Source organism: Candidatus Desulfatibia sp. (assembly GCF_036446775.1).
In the GTDB taxonomy this organism is placed as follows: Bacteria; Desulfobacterota; Desulfobacteria; order Desulfobacterales; family UBA11574; genus Desulfatibia_A.
Map to the genome: position 1 here is coordinate 1 of NZ_JAZFTO010000041.1, position 15,951 is coordinate 15,951.

At 47.2% G+C, this 15,951-nt stretch carries 15 protein-coding genes and 1 riboswitch; of the genes, 9 read left to right on the top strand and 6 right to left on the bottom strand.

Annotation, left to right across the window (positions count from 1 at the left end; all coding sequences use genetic code 11):
- Positions 1-58: 58 nt before the first annotated feature.
- A complete protein-coding gene (locus tag V3S16_RS01790) occupies positions 59-223 on the bottom strand; it encodes an AMP-binding enzyme (RefSeq protein ID WP_413882958.1) in 165 nt (54 codons plus the stop codon).
- A 333-nt stretch (positions 224-556) separates the two neighbouring features.
- Here V3S16_RS01790 and V3S16_RS01795 point away from each other — a divergent pair, with 333 nt between their 5' ends.
- From V3S16_RS01795 to V3S16_RS01830, 8 genes are all read left to right on the top strand, one after another.
- Complete coding sequence (locus V3S16_RS01795) at positions 557-1,426, top strand: shikimate dehydrogenase (RefSeq protein WP_413882959.1); 870 nt, start codon at positions 557-559, stop codon at positions 1,424-1,426.
- On the top strand, positions 1,423-1,950 hold the full coding sequence (locus tag V3S16_RS01800) for a shikimate kinase (RefSeq protein ID WP_413882960.1): 528 nt from the start codon (positions 1,423-1,425) through the stop codon (positions 1,948-1,950). The genes V3S16_RS01795 and V3S16_RS01800 overlap by 4 nt, the downstream gene beginning before the upstream one ends.
- A 555-nt stretch (positions 1,951-2,505) precedes the next feature.
- A complete protein-coding gene (locus V3S16_RS01805; RefSeq protein ID WP_413882961.1) occupies positions 2,506-2,727 on the top strand; it encodes a biotin/lipoyl-containing protein in 222 nt (73 codons plus the stop codon).
- A 48-nt stretch (positions 2,728-2,775) separates the two neighbouring features.
- Positions 2,776-4,509 (top strand): acyl-CoA carboxylase subunit beta, encoded by a 1,734-nt coding sequence (locus tag V3S16_RS01810; RefSeq protein ID WP_413882962.1) that lies wholly within the window; start codon positions 2,776-2,778, stop codon positions 4,507-4,509.
- Between the two features lie 234 nt (positions 4,510-4,743).
- The gene (locus V3S16_RS01815) at positions 4,744-5,865 is read left to right on the top strand and encodes a transketolase C-terminal domain-containing protein (RefSeq protein ID WP_413882963.1); all 1,122 of its coding nucleotides are present in this window, start codon (positions 4,744-4,746) and stop codon (positions 5,863-5,865) included.
- Positions 5,858-7,156 (top strand): thiamine pyrophosphate-dependent enzyme, encoded by a 1,299-nt coding sequence (locus V3S16_RS01820; protein ID WP_413882964.1) that lies wholly within the window; start codon positions 5,858-5,860, stop codon positions 7,154-7,156. The genes V3S16_RS01815 and V3S16_RS01820 overlap by 8 nt, the downstream gene beginning before the upstream one ends.
- Positions 7,157-7,389: 233 nt before the next feature.
- Positions 7,390-8,553, top strand: a complete 1,164-nt coding sequence (gene acd / locus V3S16_RS01825) for a glutaryl-CoA dehydrogenase Acd (RefSeq protein ID WP_413882965.1) — start codon at positions 7,390-7,392, stop codon at positions 8,551-8,553.
- Positions 8,554-8,822: 269 nt separating this feature from the next.
- The gene (locus tag V3S16_RS01830; protein ID WP_413882966.1) at positions 8,823-9,314 is read left to right on the top strand and encodes a hypothetical protein; all 492 of its coding nucleotides are present in this window, start codon (positions 8,823-8,825) and stop codon (positions 9,312-9,314) included.
- Between the two features lie 49 nt (positions 9,315-9,363).
- Here the strand turns inward: V3S16_RS01830 and V3S16_RS01835 are convergent, their stop codons facing one another.
- Positions 9,364-9,633 carry a hypothetical protein gene (locus tag V3S16_RS01835; RefSeq protein WP_413882967.1) on the bottom strand — a complete coding sequence of 90 codons (270 nt, stop codon included), beginning with the start codon at positions 9,631-9,633 and terminating at the stop codon, positions 9,364-9,366.
- Positions 9,634-10,014: 381 nt separating this feature from the next.
- Positions 10,015-10,105, top strand: a riboswitch (cyclic di-GMP riboswitch).
- A gap of 145 nt (positions 10,106-10,250) precedes the next feature.
- Here V3S16_RS01835 and V3S16_RS01840 point away from each other — a divergent pair.
- The gene (locus V3S16_RS01840; RefSeq protein ID WP_413882968.1) at positions 10,251-11,000 is read left to right on the top strand and encodes a FliA/WhiG family RNA polymerase sigma factor; all 750 of its coding nucleotides are present in this window, start codon (positions 10,251-10,253) and stop codon (positions 10,998-11,000) included.
- Here the strand turns inward: V3S16_RS01840 and V3S16_RS01845 are convergent.
- The 4 genes from V3S16_RS01845 to V3S16_RS01860 all read right to left on the bottom strand — a co-directional run.
- Positions 10,997-11,722 carry an amino acid ABC transporter ATP-binding protein gene (locus V3S16_RS01845; RefSeq protein ID WP_413882972.1) on the bottom strand — a complete coding sequence of 242 codons (726 nt, stop codon included), beginning with the start codon at positions 11,720-11,722 and terminating at the stop codon, positions 10,997-10,999. The two genes, V3S16_RS01840 and V3S16_RS01845, sit on opposite strands and share 4 nt — an antisense overlap.
- 261 nt (positions 11,723-11,983) lie before the next feature.
- Entirely contained in the window at positions 11,984-13,078 is a 1,095-nt protein-coding gene (locus V3S16_RS01850; protein ID WP_413882969.1) for an amino acid ABC transporter permease, read from the bottom strand.
- Between the two features lie 404 nt (positions 13,079-13,482).
- A complete protein-coding gene (locus tag V3S16_RS01855; protein WP_413882970.1) occupies positions 13,483-14,679 on the bottom strand; it encodes an amino acid ABC transporter permease in 1,197 nt (398 codons plus the stop codon).
- Between the two features lie 382 nt (positions 14,680-15,061).
- The coding region (locus tag V3S16_RS01860) for an amino acid ABC transporter substrate-binding protein (RefSeq protein ID WP_413882971.1) at positions 15,062-15,951 on the bottom strand (890 nt) is incomplete at its 5' end.

Genomic DNA, 15,951 nt, shown 5'->3' on the forward strand with positions numbered 1-15,951 from the left:
CCGCCTGCCGGACAAATCCTTGGAGCTAATTTTGGGGAAAAATGCAATTGATTTTTTTTCAATATTCTCTTAAAGCCCGCCTTAATATTTTGCCCACGTTCGTTTTTGGCAGTTCGGCTCGAAATTCAATAAATTTTGGGATTTTATACCCTGTAAGCTGTTCTTTACAAAAACGCCGGAGGTCATCTTCTGTGAGAGATGGTTCCTTTTTAACGACAAACAACTTGACCGCTTCACCGCTTTTTTCATCAGCAACACCAACAGCGGCACATTCTTTTCATTGTCATCTTTTACGGCCACCATTGTAGACGGAAGCGGAAGACCGACGTAACCATTGTAGCCGGACAAGTTCACCGGGTTTATGCAGGCCGTGGGTAATCATCGTAAATTCCCATTTTTTTTAGTTCTTCGACAAAGTTCGGAATATCTCTCGGGTTGGTGATTAAAACATTCAGGGCGCCCAGGGGAAAAAAGGTCAGACAATTGGTTGTTAATGCAAATATATGATATAGCGGCAGGGGAATGCACTCGCTATTGCAGTTCAGAAGGAGGTTTTATGAAAAATGTTAGATCTATCAGTTGCAGCACCCAATTTTGCGCTGTTATCGGTAATCCGGTTGCGCACAGTCTTTCACCGGCAATTCACAATGCCGCCTTCGAGGAATTGGGCCTGGATTTCGTTTACCTGGCCTGCCGGGTCGAGGATGTAAAAAATGCCCTGGCAGGCATGCGGGCCCTCGAAAGCTTTCGCGGCATGAGTGTCACTATTCCGCATAAAATTGAAGCCATGCAACATTTGGATGAAATAGCTGCGGTGGACCGCTCCATCGGTTCAATTAATACGGTTATTAACGAACAGGGAAAATTAGTCGGGTTGGGTACGGACGGGCCGGGTGCGTTAAAGGCCATTGCGGATGCCGAAGTAGAAATTGAAGGTAAAAATATTTTAATGTTGGGCGGCGGCGGTGCCTCGCGGGCTATTTCCTTTACCCTTGCGCGCAACGCCCAACTTGGGAAACTTTCAATTTTGGATATTGACGAAAATATGCTTCAGGAGCTGACAACTGATTTAAAGACCGGCACGGATACTTTCATCCAATCCGAGCTGCTGACCGAAAGTTCTCTGGCTTCAAAGATGGAGAATGCTGATGTAATCATTCACTGTACGCCGATAGGCATGCATCCAAACAAAGATGCCTCCCTCATTCCTGCCGAGTTTTTCAGGCCTGAGCAGGTTGTCTTTGATATAGTATATACGCCTCTTGAAACCAAACTGCTCGCCGAGGCCAAGTCTCGCGGCCTTAAAGTAATTTCCGGGGTCGATATGTTTATCAACCAGGCGGTATTGCAATTTGAACATTTTACCGGCGTTGATGCACCTGTCGAAGTTATGCGGCGGGTAGTATTGGAGCAATTGGAATCATGAATATAGTGCTGATCGGATATCGCGGTACTGGAAAAAGTGTGGTAGGAGAGCTTCTGGCCGCACGCCTGCGGATGCCGTGTATTGGTATGGATGCTGAAATAGTTAAAAAGGCCGGCATGTCAATTCCTCAAATCGTGGATAAATTTGGCTGGCCGAAATTTCGCGATATGGAATCTGAAAAGGCCCGTGAATTGGCAGGGCTTGATAATATCATTATTGATACCGGCGGCGGGGTTATTGAACGGCCTGAAAATGTCGAAGCTCTTAAAACAAACTCCCGTATATTTTGGCTGAAGGCTTCCGTGGATGCAATCGCCTCGCGCATTCAAAGCGGTATGGAACGACCTGCCCTGACCTTGGGAAAAACTTTTACCGAAGAGGTGGCGGAAATTCTGGAGCAAAGGATTCCCAAATACAAAAGCGCCGCTCAATACGCAATCGACACCGACGATTTAACTCCGGAGCAAGTCACAGACAGGATTATAAAGATCATCCCTTCCGGTCTCTTTAATTTGACCGGATAGCTCCCCGATACCCCGACCTTTAGGGCGCGGGGAGCTTCACTTTTTTTCGATAATCCATAATCCGAGACGTATACAGATGCAGGGTTCCCCGTTCCCATGCCTTCCTCATCCAGAACTCACGAATTAACGGTTCAAATTTTCAATAAACCCCCGCCAAACCTCGGCGGGATAAAAAGGCGTAGTATTTTTTCAGGAACGAGGCCATACATGTCGTAGGCCTAATGTCTGCAAAAATACTACAACCCGCCTGAGGCGGACAAGCGCAGTAGATGGGACTTTTTACGACGCCATCAAATTTACTTTGCAAAAGTCTAAGTTATAATATAAATTCGTAACCGTTCACGGGTTCTGGGTTCTGGGTTCTGGGTTCATAGGTTCAGCCGTCTACGCTGAAGCTACGCCGTGCCAGGAGGTTCGGGGCTAGTTAGTAAAGGTTAACAAAAAAAAGCAACCCTGAACTTCTGAACCCTGAACCTGTGAACGCTTACAAAGATAAAGAGCGTAACGATCCTGGACTATACTCTTTTCAAAGATCTCATTATATGGAGGAATCCCATGGCGCAGGAAATGGTTGCAACCCTTCCGGGCAAAGTGTCTCAAGTGAAGATTAAAGTCGGTGCCAAAGTAGAAGAGGACCAAGAAGCTCTGACCATAGAAGCGATGAAGATGGAAACTCCCATATTCATACCCTGTAACGGCACCGTAAAGAAGCTCTTTGTCAAAGAGGGAGACGAAGTCGATGAAGGCGATATTCTGGCCATCATTGCAGGGATATAACCAACTTTCAAATGGGCGATATCGCTCAATTGTGGTAGGGGTAATATTATGAGACCTTATTTTGAAAAAATGACCGCATTCGGCCATGAGCTGAAAAAAGGACGTCTAAAAAGCAGCCAAGAAAATCTTCAAAAGCTAAAGGATGCCGAATCAAAAATACAAATTGAGGTCGAGCGGGTTAAAATGGTTGGACTGCCTGAAGAAAAGATCAATGCCAGAGGACAGATGACGGTGTGGCAGCGCCTGGAATACCTGTTGGATCCCGGCACCTGGTGTCCCCTGCACACCCTTTATAACCCCGCAGATAATGAGCAAGGCACGACCAACGTTATCGACGGCCTCGGCAAGATTGCCGGCAAATGGGCGGTAGTCATCGGCTTTGACAATAAAGTTCTGGCCGGTGCCTGGCTGCCGGGACAGTCTGAAAATATCCTGCGGGGAACCGATTTGGCCAAACGGCTGCATATCCCCTTGGTCTGGCTGGTCAATTGCAGTGGCGCTAATCTGCCGGAGCAGGAAAAATTTTATGCCAATCGCCGCGGAGCCGGAACACCCCTTTTCCGGCATGCGGAACTGGAACAACTGGGCATTCCGGTTCTGGCCGGTATCTACGGTACCAATCCTGCCGGCGGCGGATATCACGGCATCAGCGCTACCATACTTTTTGCCCACAAGGACTGTAATATCGCCGTCGGAGGCGCCGGTATCGTCAGCGGTATGGCCCCTAAAGGAGAATTCAACCTCGACACCGCCGAAGAAATCATCGACAAGGCCGGAAAGTTTAAGGCCACACCGCCGGGTACCGCAAAAACCCATTACGATGAAACCGGGTTTTTCCGGTATGTATTCGAAACCGAAAGCGATGTGCTGGACGGTCTTAAGGACTATATGAAAGACCTCCCCTCCTTTCACCCCAAGTTTTACCGGGTGGCGCAATCTAGAGAACCCAGGTTTCCATCCCAAGACCTTTATCATCTGCTTCCTATGGAACCTAAAAAAGTATATGATTTTGATGAAGTCTTGGCCCGTTTGGTGGATTCCAGCGAGCATATGGAGTTTCGCCCCGATTACGGACCCGAGATATATACCGGGCTGTGTAAAATCGACGGCTTTCTAACGGCCTGCATCGGTAACCGTCAGGGTTACCTGGGCAAAGACTACCCCGAGTACGCCGACTATGCCGGCATGGGGGGTAAAGTCTACCGGCAGGGCTTGATCAAAATGAATGAGTTCGTCACCCTTTGCGGCCGGGACCGCATTCCGATCATCTGGCTGCAGGATACCACCGGTGTGGATGTGGGCGACGATGCCGAAAAGGCCGAGCTTTTGGGCCTTGCCATGAGCCTGATCTATTCCATCCAGCAAACCGACAATCCCATGATGCTGTTGATGCTCAGAAAAGGAACAGCCTCGTCCCATTACTTTATGGGCGGCCCCACGGCCAACCGGCATAATGCCTTTACCATCGGCACCGCCGCCTCTGAAATCTATGTTATGCATGGTGAAACAGCCGCCGTGGCGACTTATTCTCGCAGGCTGGTAAAAGAAAAGGAGGCCGGCAGGCCCCTGGAACCGATTATTGAGCGCATGAACCGGCTGGCCCGGGAATACCATGAAAATTCAAGACCGCTTTTCTGTGCCCAAAAAGGTCTGATCGATGAAATTGTGCCCCTGAGTGATCTCAGAAAGTACCTGGTGGCCTTTGCCGGTGCCGCTTACCAGAACCCAAAATCGATCTGCCCCCATCATCAGATGATACTGCCCAGAATTATAAAGGGATAAACGAAAATCATTAGTGGTATAGAAATTTGCAACTCAAAATTATACGTATGAAACGGCATGAAATGAATGGAGTACTGGAGTACTGGAGTGATGGTTTTTGTTTTTCCCATTACTCCAATACTCCAGCACTCCAAATTCCACTTGTGTACTACTGCTGATTTATGTAAATACAACCGGTTAAAAGTTGTCCGTTATTTATAAATTCCAGAGGTTTATCATATATGGAGTTGAAAAATGGCGCTTAGTCTCATGGAAGGTAACGAAGCGATTGTCCGGGGAGCCATATCAGCAGGCTGCCGCTTCTTTGCCGGATATCCGATAACCCCGGCCACGACCATCTTTAATGCGATGCTAAAACTGCTGCCACCTTTGGGCGGCGTATGCCTTCAAGGTGAGGATGAAATCGCCTCCATCGGCGGCTGCCTGGGAGCATCCATGGCCGGCCTGAAGGTCATGACGGCTACATCCGGACCCGGCATCAGCCTTTTCAGCGAGCATATTTCCTTTGCCATTGGCAGTGAAATTCCTGTTGTCATAGTAGACGTACAGAGACTGGGTCCCTCCACGGGCTCCGCCACCCGCGGCGCTGACGGAGATATCAATTTTTTGCGCTGGGGCAACAGCGGCGGTCTACCGGTGATTGTCCTGGCACCGGTAGATGTTAAGGACTGCTTTTTGCTTACCATGCAGGCTTTTAATCTGTCCGAAGAACTCAGATGTCCGGTATTCATCGCATCCAACAAGGAAATAGGCATGACCCGGGAGAGTATCGATATCGATAGAATCAAAAAACCTGAAATCATAGAACGGGCCGCCCCTCCTCCCCATGAACCATTCCTGCCGTTTTCAGTTCCATCCGGCGGCCAAGTGCCCTACTTTCTGCCCATTGGGAGTAAGAGGCTTGTCCGCCAGACTTCTTCTACACACGGTGCCGACGGCTACATTACTACTGATCCCGACGAAATCTCCAAAACCCTGAAAAGGCTAAAAACGAAGTTGCTGTCAACCGTTGACCGCTACAGTTTTCATGAAGCGCATCTTAAAGAGAATGCGGATACATTACTCCTGACCTATGGCGTCACCGCCCGGGCGGCCCTTGATGTTTTTAAAAAGCAAAAAAAACTGGGAAAGCCGATTTCGCTGCTTATTCTCAAAACCCTCTGGCCGCTGCCCGAAAATTTGATCAGGGAAAAAGCCGCGCAAGCCAAACGCGTGGTGGTAGTGGAAATGAACCTCGGGCAGTATGTCAGAGAAATAGAGCGCATCCTGCCGGAAAAAAAGATCGACTTTTGCGGTCAAATGGACGGTCGTCTGATAACTCCACGCCGGATCAGGGAGGTGGTTGACCATGCCTAGTTTATTGAATACCAGCCGACCGCCGGTCTTCTGTCCGGGTTGCGCTCATGATCGCATTCTCCACGCATTAGATAAAACCTTCCAGAATATGGAACTGGCCGGCCATCAGACTGTTATTGTCAGCGATATCGGGTGTTCCGGCCTTTTTGACACCTTTTTCCACACGCATGCCCTGCACGGCCTGCACGGCCGGGCGCTGACCTATGCTACCGGTTTGAAAATGGCCCGTCCCGAACTGCATGTAATTGTGACCATGGGAGACGGCGGCCTGGGTATCGGCGGCGCCCACCTGCTGGCGGCCTGCCGCCGCAACCTGGATATAACTTTGCTGGTATTAAACAACTTTAATTTCGGGATGACCGGAGGCCAGTTTTCGGCCACAACTCCTACCGAGGCGCAGGTGGGTTCTGACTTTCTGAACCGCATGGAAAAGCCGCTGGACATATGCCGGGTAACGTCTTCCGCCGGCGCCGCTTATGTCTCCCGGTCTTCAGCCTACCAAAAAGACCTGGCGCAAAAAATAGAAAGCGCGATTCGCTTCGAAGGTTTCGCCGTCCTGGATATCTGGGGCGTATGCCCCGGCCGCTATACCAAACACAACCGGCTGACGCCGCAAACCATCGACAAATCCCTTGCCAAGCTTCCCCCTGCGGATGGACCTGTGGCTGCAAACACCCGCCGGGAATACGGCCGTCATTATAGAGAACTGGCCGCCGACCGCAAACAGGTTGCACCTTTGCTTAAAATTGAAGCCGTCTTTGATCCTCCCGATCACGTCCGGCAGGAGGTAATTCTGCTTGGAAACGCCGGCCAGCGGATCATCACCGCCGGTGAAATCTTATGCTTTGCCGGTCTTGCCGCCGGGCTCAGGGTGACGCAGAAAAACGAATACAATATTACCGTACTGCGGGGGCCTTCTATCAGCGAAATCATACTGTCGCCACACGAGATCGGCTATACCGGCATCGAAAGACCTACCCTTATTCTGGCTCTAAGCCAGGAAGGGGTGGACCGTCGCGTGCGCTTATTTGATCATCTGGACAGCGATACTATGATTATCAAAGACCGGGGAATTAACCTGCCGTCCTGCAATGCCCGGATACACCAAGTCGACTTTAAAAAACAGGGCATTAAATCCGTAGACCGGGCTCTGGCGGCATTAGCTGTTCTGGCCAAGCTCAACAAGGTTATTCATATTGAAATGCTGCAATCAGCACTGGAGTCTAAGTTTAAAGGCAAAACTCTCGCAGCAGCCCTTGATCTGGTCCAAAGCGTCGAGATCGATTTCTGATATTAGGGGGTTTTTGAAATTATACACAGCGCCGGTAGTCATTGCATTTAATGTTGTTGGTTTGCCGCTTCACTTCTATTATTTGACAGGATCAACAGGATTTACAGGATCTTTTTCTTAGCTTCCAGCCTGTTGAAGCGCAGCGGAAATCCCGCCATCGGGGTCCCGTTAAATGCGAAGCCTATTTAACGGGGTAAATCCTGTCTAATGCAACCGGATATGGAGGAGAGTAGATGAACTTTGAACTTTCAAAAGAACTGGAGATGCTGAAAAAAGCGGTGCGTGAATTTGCCGCCAAAAAGATTGTTCCGCATGCCGACCAGTGGGATCAAGAGCATTATTTCCCCTATAAAGAGGCCATAAAACCAATGGGACAGCTCGGTTTTTTCGGCACGGTTATTCCGGAAACCTACGGCGGCGAAGACATGGGCTGGCTGGCGGCCATGATCGTGACCGAGGAGATTGCCAGGGCCTCAAGCTCTCTCAGGGTTCAAGTCAACATGCAGACCCTGGGAACGGCATTTACCATCTACAAATACGGTAGCGAAGCGCTCAGACAAAAATACATCCCCAAGCTGGTCCGTGCCGACTTTTTAGGCGGATTTGCGATCACAGAGCCGGATTCCGGCTCGGATATAATGGCCATATCGTCAACCGCCGAAGACAAAGGGGATTACTGGCTTTTGAACGGTTCCAAAACCTGGATTTCCAATGCCGATGTAGCCGATGTCATGATTTATTATGCCTATACGGACCGCGATAAAGGATCCAAGGGGCTTTCGGTCTTTGTGTTGGAGTTAAAAAATTTTAACGGTATAAAAACCTCGCGACTGGAGAAACTGGGATCGCACTCCTCACCCACTGGAGAAATTTTCCTTACGGATACAAAGGTGCCCAAGGAAAACATGGTGGGTAAAGCCGGTGACGGCGGAAGGATCGTTTTCGAATCTTTAAATCAGACCCGCCTTTCAGCCGCTGCCGGTGCCGTGGGCGTGGCCCAGGCATGTTATGATATGGCTCTCAAGTATTGCGGCCAGCGCAAACAGTTCGGAAAGCCGATCGGCGAGTTTCAAATGAACCAGGATATGATCGCCCAAATGGCAACCGAAATTGAAGCAGCACGTCTTTTGGTTTACAAAGCGGCCTGGGAAAAGGACCAGGGGCACCTGAACAACGGACTTCAAGTCGCCCAGGCCAAGTATTTTTCAGGGGAAACTGTAACCAGATGCGCCAACTATGCCATGCGCATTATGGGCGCGTACGGATATTCGACGGAATACCCGCTGGCGCGCTTTTACCGCGATACACCGACTTACACCATGGTAGAAGGGTCAGCCAATATCTGCAAATGGATCATCGCCCGGGACCAGCTTGGTATCCGCAAAGCCAACCGCTGACCCGGAGACTGTATTAAACATTCAGATAATACTTTTTTTTCTGCCAACCTGATAGTTTTTAGCGGAATATTAATGGTTTAGCACCCAGATTCAATTCGGCGGATTGATACCATCGTAAACTGCTTGACAGAATCATCACTTAAAAGTATTTTGCCTTTAATGATCCATCCATATCGATTTAATTTTGAAGCTAGCGGCAGTCTCACGGTAGCGGAACGGGGACTGCGCTCGCTGTTGCCGTTCAAGTTACCACTCGTTGGAGAAAGTTTATGAGGAAAAATACAGTTATATTAGTTGTGATTATAGCTGTTTTCGCCCTGGTGCATCTAATTTTAACCGTTGATATCAGTGCTGCTCAAACGGATGCCAAGAATGGCAGCAGCACTAATAAAAATAGTAGTATCGATGAGATAGATGATGTTGGGTCCGTAATTTACGCCTGGGCAAATGCCTGGAAAAACAAGGATATTAATAGTTACCTGTCTTTTTACAGCCCTTCATTCAATTCAAAAAATCTCAATTATTCAAAGTGGATAAAAAGGAAAACAAAGCTTTTTCAAAGATCGGGTGCTATTTCTTTAGAGATATTTTATCTGTCTGTTTATATTAAAAACAACTATGCTCACGTCAGTTTTATTCAAAAATATAAAGATGCCTACTATTCGGATGTTGGCGAAAAAAAGATGCTTCTGGTTAATTCGCAGAGCAGCTGGAAAATTACCTCAGAAGAATGGAAACCTTTAGCCGGCGAGGGTCCCTAAGAGGGAAAGCAAGATTCTGCTGCCTGCCCGCCCTTACAAGACCAAATACCTAGAACCGGAAGTCCTTCCAATCGGCAAATACAATAAATTCCTTGGAAAACAGAGCGAGCCGGTCACCCGGATTGATTATTGAATTCTTGGGAACAGCTCTATGGTTGACCATGGCCAATTGCACCATGTCAACGGGAATTCGTTGCCGCCTCAAAACTTCAAGTAACGGTGTCGGACCTTTGAGGTTCAATAAAACCGGATCATCAGAAAGCTTCTCTGATTTTTTTCGCAATGCTCCAAATAAGATAAGTTGAACAGCCGTTTTCATATGCATCTCTCTTTTTGTAGGCCTTCACAGGTTCAGAGATTCAGGGTTCCCAGTTCAGGGTTCCCCGTTCTCAGGACTTCTCAATCCAGAATTCACAAATAAATATCCGTGCTCAGAGGACCAGGCTTTTGGTCCAACCCATAGGGCATGGTTTACATGGCACCAGAGGAACGAGCACATAGCGTCAAATAACCTACCTTTGAACCTCTAAATACAGTATAAAACATCAGAAAAACCAGAAGTACTTGACTTAAGTCAAAGATCACACCGAAAAATAGTGCGAAAAATAGAAAAAACGGATAATGGGGTAAAAAAAAGAGCTGAAAATAAAGATTTTGCTATAAGATGCCGATAAGTATTCTGCGTTAAAAATTTTGACAATTTGCTGAAGGGCAAATCTTCCGAAAGGTTGGGACGCAAAACCACCGGTCTAAAGCCGCTTTGAGGTGGACAGGGCAGCGGGGTTGCCAGGCGATTTTATTTAAATGCCCACCTTTCTGTCAAAGGTGGGCATTTTGTTTTGCAATCATCCTGGGGATTGCTGATGCATCTATAGTTGAATTCGTGACTTTTTACGAGACCGTCAAAAATGACGGCCGGAACTGTGGATTAAGATAATGTCGGTATGTGCTAAAAGATATAAAAATATATCCGATATCGAAGAGGAAAAATCCAGACAAGAACTTATCCTCAAATATGCGCCCCTTGTAAAACAAATAGCTGAAGGGATGGCAATTAGACTACCCCCCAATATATGCCAAGAAGAGCTGATAGGCCCGGGGACCATGGGATTATATGATGCCCTTAACAAGTTCGATCAAAAAAAAGGGGTTAAATTTCGAACATATGCAAAAAGCAGGATAAGAGGAGCTATATTAGATGAACTACGAAAAATGGATTGGGTTTCCGAGTCTGTCAGGAGAGATATTCGAAAGATTGAAAATGCTATAAGAACACTTGAGTCGAGGCTCGGAAGGGAAGCGGAGGATTCTGAGATTGCAGAAGAGATAGGTATCAGTATTGAATCATATCATAGAATGACCTCTAGAGTGCGGGGAGCGGACCTTTTAAGCCTTGATGAAATTATGCCCGACGGCTTTACCACGAAGTTGTCTAAGCAGGCCTCAAATGTACTTTCCCCTTTTAATGAATTACAAAAAAAGGAATTGAAAGGCATTGTATCCAAGGGTCTTTCAAAGCTTAAAGAGAAGGAACAGCTGGTTATGTCGCTATACTATTATGAGGAGCTGACATTAAAAGAAATAGCCAGCGTGCTCGATCTAACAGAGTCCAGGATATCTCAAATTCATTCAAAGGCAATAATTAAATTAAGAGTAAAACTTAAATCCTATTATAAAAAAGGTTAGTGTAAGATCTGGCTGAGAAACAGTTTGGTCCGCTCGTGCTGGGGATTTTCAAAAAATTCTTCCGGCGAATTCTGTTCGACAATTTGACCGTAGTCCATAAAAAGTACCTTGTGGGCCACACTTTTGGCAAAACCCATCTCGTGAGAAACCACGATCATGGTCATGCCTTCGCGTGCCAGTTCGATCATAACGTCCAGCACCTCTTTGATCATTTCCGGATCAAGAGCCGAAGTGGGTTCATCAAAGAGCATCACTTTCGGATGCATGCAGAGGCTGCGGGCAATGGCGACACGCTGCTGCTGCCCCCCTGAAAGCTGTCCCGGATATTTTTGGGCCTGCTCGGGGATATGCACCTTTTCCAGAAAATACATGGCGGTTTCTTCGGCTTCTTTTTTAGGAACCTTACGGACCCATATGGGACCCAGGGCCAGGTTTTCTATAATGGTAAGATGAGGGAAGAGGTTGAAGTGCTGAAAAACTATGCCGACTTCGGTGCGAATTTTCTCGATATTCTTGATGTTATCGGTCAGTTCAATACCGTCGACTATAATCCGGCCGCGTTGATGTTCTTCCAGACGGTTAATGCAGCGGATCAGCGTGGATTTGCCTGATCCTGAAGGACCGCAGACAACGATCCGCTCCTGTTTCCGCACAATAAGATTTATATCTTTTAATACATGGAAATCACCGAACCACTTGTGCATATTTATGATTTCGATGATAATGTCGTCATCATCCACGGTAGCGGGTTTTTCAATTTGTTCTTCGTTCATAGTATCAAGTTTGATAGTTCCGTAAAAAGTAAAAAGTTAAACGTGAAAAGTCTATAAGTTGTGTAATATTGCCTCTTAATGTACTAAATGTAGCCGTTTTACATTTTACGTTTCACTTTTTACAAATTTATCCATCAAGCATCCAGCACCCAGCACCCAGCATCAAGTACCCAGCATCAAGTATCCAGCATCCAGCATCCAGCATCCAGATTAATGACCCGTATGCAGTTCCTTTTCCAGACGACGGCTGTAGTTTGACATGGAAAAACAACACACAAAATAAATCAAAGCAATAAAAATATAAGCTTCGGTGGAAAACCCCATCCATTGGGGATCAGAGAGGACCGATTGTGTCGTCTTCAGCAGGTCATACAATGCAATAATCACCACCAGGGATGTATCCTTGAAAGCGGAGATAAGAATACTGACCGTGGGCGGGATTACGATTTTCAGGGCCTGGGGTAAAATGACCAGCCGCATAGTCTGGTAATAATTCAACCCCAGAGACTCAGCCGCCTCATACTGCCCGAGTGATATCCCCTGCAATCCCCCGCGCACAACTTCGGCAATATAGGCCGCCGTAAATAAAATGATAGCCACCTGCGCCCTAAGAATCTTATTGACTGTTATACCTTCGGGTAAAAACAGGGGAAAGACAACCGAGGACATAAAGAGCAGAGTAATCAATGGCACTCCGCGGATTAGTTCGATATATCCAATACAAATTATCTTTATTGCAGGCATCTTCGATTGGCGCCCCAGCGCCAGAACAACACCGAGAGGATAAGCGGCCGTGAGTCCGAAAACAGAAAGAATGAGCGTAAGAGGCAACCCTCCCCAACTAGTGCTTTCAACAGAAGTCAGGCCGAATAGCCCCCCCTTCATGAGCAGACCCATAATAAATAGGCCCAAAATCCACAAATAAGCCAGTGATTTTTTCCAGTGGTTCCGATTTTGGCTGTAATAAAGAAGGCTTACCAATAAAATCATGGCTACCAAAGGGCGCCACTGTAAATCATAAGGGAAGAAACCAAAGAGAATGAAGCGTATGTTGGCAGGAATAATAGACCAGCAGGCACCGCCGGCCGCGTGGCATTCCGCCCCGGTGGAGATCCACAAACTGTCAATGAACGCCCAGCGAATGAATGCAGGGATAATTTTTAATAAAAAAGAGAGGGTAACAACCGTAAGCAAAGAATTAAACCAGCTGTTGAACAGATTGGTTTTTATCCATCCAATTACACCCACACTGGTCAACGGTGGTTTTATGGTCTCCTCGGCCTGTTCTATTAGAGCTTCAGTCATGTTTCCATAATCTTAATGAGTAAATTAAATTCCAAATATCAAATATCAAACAAATAACAATGACCAAAAGGGGAAATCCCAAATAACAAAATACAAATAACAAATAAATTCCAATGACCGAAAAAACAAATAACAAACAAAAGAATAAAAAACCAGTTTTAGCCCTTGTTTGGAATTTGAGACTTGGAATTTGTGACTTGGAATTTGTGATTTATTTGAAATTTGGTGCTTGTGATTTGTTATTTATTTAATGTTTGGTGCTTGAAATTTGTGATTTTAGACACAAAACTCCAAGGCAGAGCCAGATGTCTCTGATCTGGCTCTCCGAGGCGTAGGCTCTACGAGCCGGAGGCCCAGAGATCCAGGTTTTTCAGGACTAAATATAATCGCATAAGCGTTTTTATTTATCTCTCGACAAGCGCCGTTTTCTTATTATACCAGTTCATAAAAGCCGATGTCGTCAGGCTTAAAAAAAGATACACCACCATCATCATGGCGATACCTTCCATTGCCTGTCCGGTCTGGTTGATCGTCGTCCCGGCCACGGAAACAAAATCAGGATACCCGATGGCCACCGCCAGAGAACTGTTTTTTGTCAGGTTCAACATCTGGCTGGTAAGTGGTGGTATGATGACCCGCAAAGCCTGAGGTAATATTACAAGATTCAGAACTTGTCCGGGTTTGAGGCCTAATGACATGGCGGCTTCGGTTTGGCCGTGACTTACCGACTGTATACCGGCACGGACAACTTCGGCCACAAATGCCGCCGTATAAAGAACTAAACCCAGCAGCAGCGCACCGAACTCCGGACTTATATTAACCCCGCCTTCGAAATTAAACCCCACAAGTGCCGGAACATCCATGGCCGCTGGTGTGCCGGCCAGCCACCAGACAATCACCGGAAACCCCGCAAGAATTCCAACAGAGACACTAAAGACAGGAAAAACCTTTCCGGTTCTTGCCTGCCGTTTTCTGGCCCATCGACGCAGCAGATAAACGCAGAGACAACCGCCTAAAAACGCCGCGGCCATGTATTTGTGAGCCGGATGCGACGCGGGGACCGGAAAAACCAGTCCGCGGTTACTAATAAAGATAGCGGCGGCCGGATTTAAAGCCTGTCGCGGAGATGGCAGGAGTTTATAAAAAAGGGCGTACCAGAAAAAGAGCTGCAACAGCACCGGTATATCCTGGAAAACCTCTATATAGACGGCCGCCAGTCTTGATACCAGCCAGTTTGTAGACAGACGGGCCACACCGATAAAAGTACCTAATATAACGGTAAGAACGACCCCGATAAATGAAACGATTAAGGTATTTAAAACTCCCACCAGAAGAGCGCGGCCATATGTATCGGCGGCCGAGTAGGATATCAGTGATTCGCCGATTTCAAACGAGGATTCCTTTTCAAGAAAGCCGAGGCCGGTTGCAATTGCCTGCCTTTCAAGATTTGCCATGGTATTTGTGAGCAGGTAATACCCCAGCAGCCCTATTATGAGCATAGCGACCAACTGAAACAGAATTGAACGCTTGGCAGGATCGCTGAAAAATGGCACCGTTGCCGGCATGGTTTTATCTATAGAATCAATATCGCCCTTTCCCATCCCTATTCCCAAAATATAAGCTGCTAAGCCAATCAGCTTACCCTAGATCAGCTTAACAGCTCGTTTTACAAACCTTATACCCTAATTGAGTTAAAACTCAATGTGTCAGTTGTTTGTTGTCCGTTGTCAGTTGTAAATCTAACTCGGTTTTTCCGGCGTTATGATAACGCTTTGGCTGAAGATTTATAAATCAAGACTTTAAATTTGAATTCCCCGCTGCTAGCTGCGCGGGATGAATTCAAATAAAAGATAAAATCGTAACACGATTTTATTCTAAATTAGCTACGGACAACAGGCTACGGACAACGGACATCGAGCGTTTCGCTCGATTAGGGTTATACTAAAACTGCATGAAAATTTCTGCTTTTTACGAAACCGCCAATTATTTAAATGGCGGAGAATACATCAAACCGCCGTTGGTCCACAGAGCGTTCAGACCGCGCTCAATACCTAACGGCGTGTTAACTCCCACATTGCGCTCAAATATCTCGCCATAGTTACCTACCTGCTTGATGATATTGTAGGCATATTTTTCATCAAGCCCGAGAGCCTTGCCGTTTCCGGCGCTCACTCCCAGAAAGCGCTGGACCTTCGGGTTTTTACTTTTGAGCATTTTGTCCACGTTTTTGGATGTAATGCCCAATTCCTCGGCATTGATCAGGGCAAGCACCGTATAATTGACAATATCTTTCCACTGGTTGTCTCCATGGCGCACCACAGGGGCCAGAGGTTCCTTGGAAATAATCTCCGGCAAAATAACATACGCCTCGGGGTTGGGAGCTACGGCCCTGGTCCCGGCCAATTGAGAAGCGTCCGAAGTTAAGACGTCACAGCGCCCGGCAAAAAAGGCTTTGGCAAGTTCAGCCGTGCTTTCAATCACAACCGGTTTCATTTTCATGCCCTCTGTACGGAAATAATCCGCCACATTCATCTCGGTAGTTGTTCCCGGCAGAACACATACTGTCGCGCCATCCAGCTCCTTGGCGCTTTTAATACCCAGCTTCTTGGGGACAAGAAAGCCCTGACCGTCGTAATAGTTTACCTGGGCAAAATCCAAACCCAAAGCGGTGTCACGCCCCAGGGTCTGGGTACAATTACGGGTCAACACATCAATTTCACCGGACTGTAAAGCCGTAAAACGTGTTTTAGCTGTCAAAGGAGTAAATTTGACCTTGTTTGCATCGCCAAATACGGCCGCGGCAATGGCACGCGCCGTGTCCACATCAAGACCCCGCCACACACCTTTCTCATCCGGCTTTCCAAAACCGAACA

Excerpts from the sequence above, each read along its gene's own strand:
- V3S16_RS01810 (WP_413882962.1), top strand. The coding sequence starts at position 2,776 with ATGAGACCTTATTTTGAAAAAATGACCGCATTCGGCCATGAGCTGAAA.
- V3S16_RS01850 (WP_413882969.1), bottom strand. The coding sequence starts at position 13,078 with ATGACTGAAGCTCTAATAGAACAGGCCGAGGAGACCATAAAACCACCG.
- V3S16_RS01815 (WP_413882963.1), top strand. The coding sequence starts at position 4,744 with ATGGCGCTTAGTCTCATGGAAGGTAACGAAGCGATTGTCCGGGGAGCC.
- V3S16_RS01820 (WP_413882964.1), top strand. The coding sequence starts at position 5,858 with ATGCCTAGTTTATTGAATACCAGCCGACCGCCGGTCTTCTGTCCGGGT.
- V3S16_RS01835 (WP_413882967.1), bottom strand. The coding sequence starts at position 9,633 with ATGAAAACGGCTGTTCAACTTATCTTATTTGGAGCATTGCGAAAAAAA.
- V3S16_RS01805 (WP_413882961.1), top strand. The coding sequence starts at position 2,506 with ATGGCGCAGGAAATGGTTGCAACCCTTCCGGGCAAAGTGTCTCAAGTG.
- V3S16_RS01800 (WP_413882960.1), top strand. The coding sequence starts at position 1,423 with ATGAATATAGTGCTGATCGGATATCGCGGTACTGGAAAAAGTGTGGTA.
- V3S16_RS01840 (WP_413882968.1), top strand. The coding sequence starts at position 10,251 with ATGTCGGTATGTGCTAAAAGATATAAAAATATATCCGATATCGAAGAG.
- V3S16_RS01830 (WP_413882966.1), top strand. The coding sequence starts at position 8,823 with ATGAGGAAAAATACAGTTATATTAGTTGTGATTATAGCTGTTTTCGCC.
- acd (WP_413882965.1), top strand. The coding sequence starts at position 7,390 with ATGAACTTTGAACTTTCAAAAGAACTGGAGATGCTGAAAAAAGCGGTG.
- V3S16_RS01795 (WP_413882959.1), top strand. The coding sequence starts at position 557 with ATGAAAAATGTTAGATCTATCAGTTGCAGCACCCAATTTTGCGCTGTT.
- V3S16_RS01855 (WP_413882970.1), bottom strand. The coding sequence starts at position 14,679 with ATGGGAAAGGGCGATATTGATTCTATAGATAAAACCATGCCGGCAACG.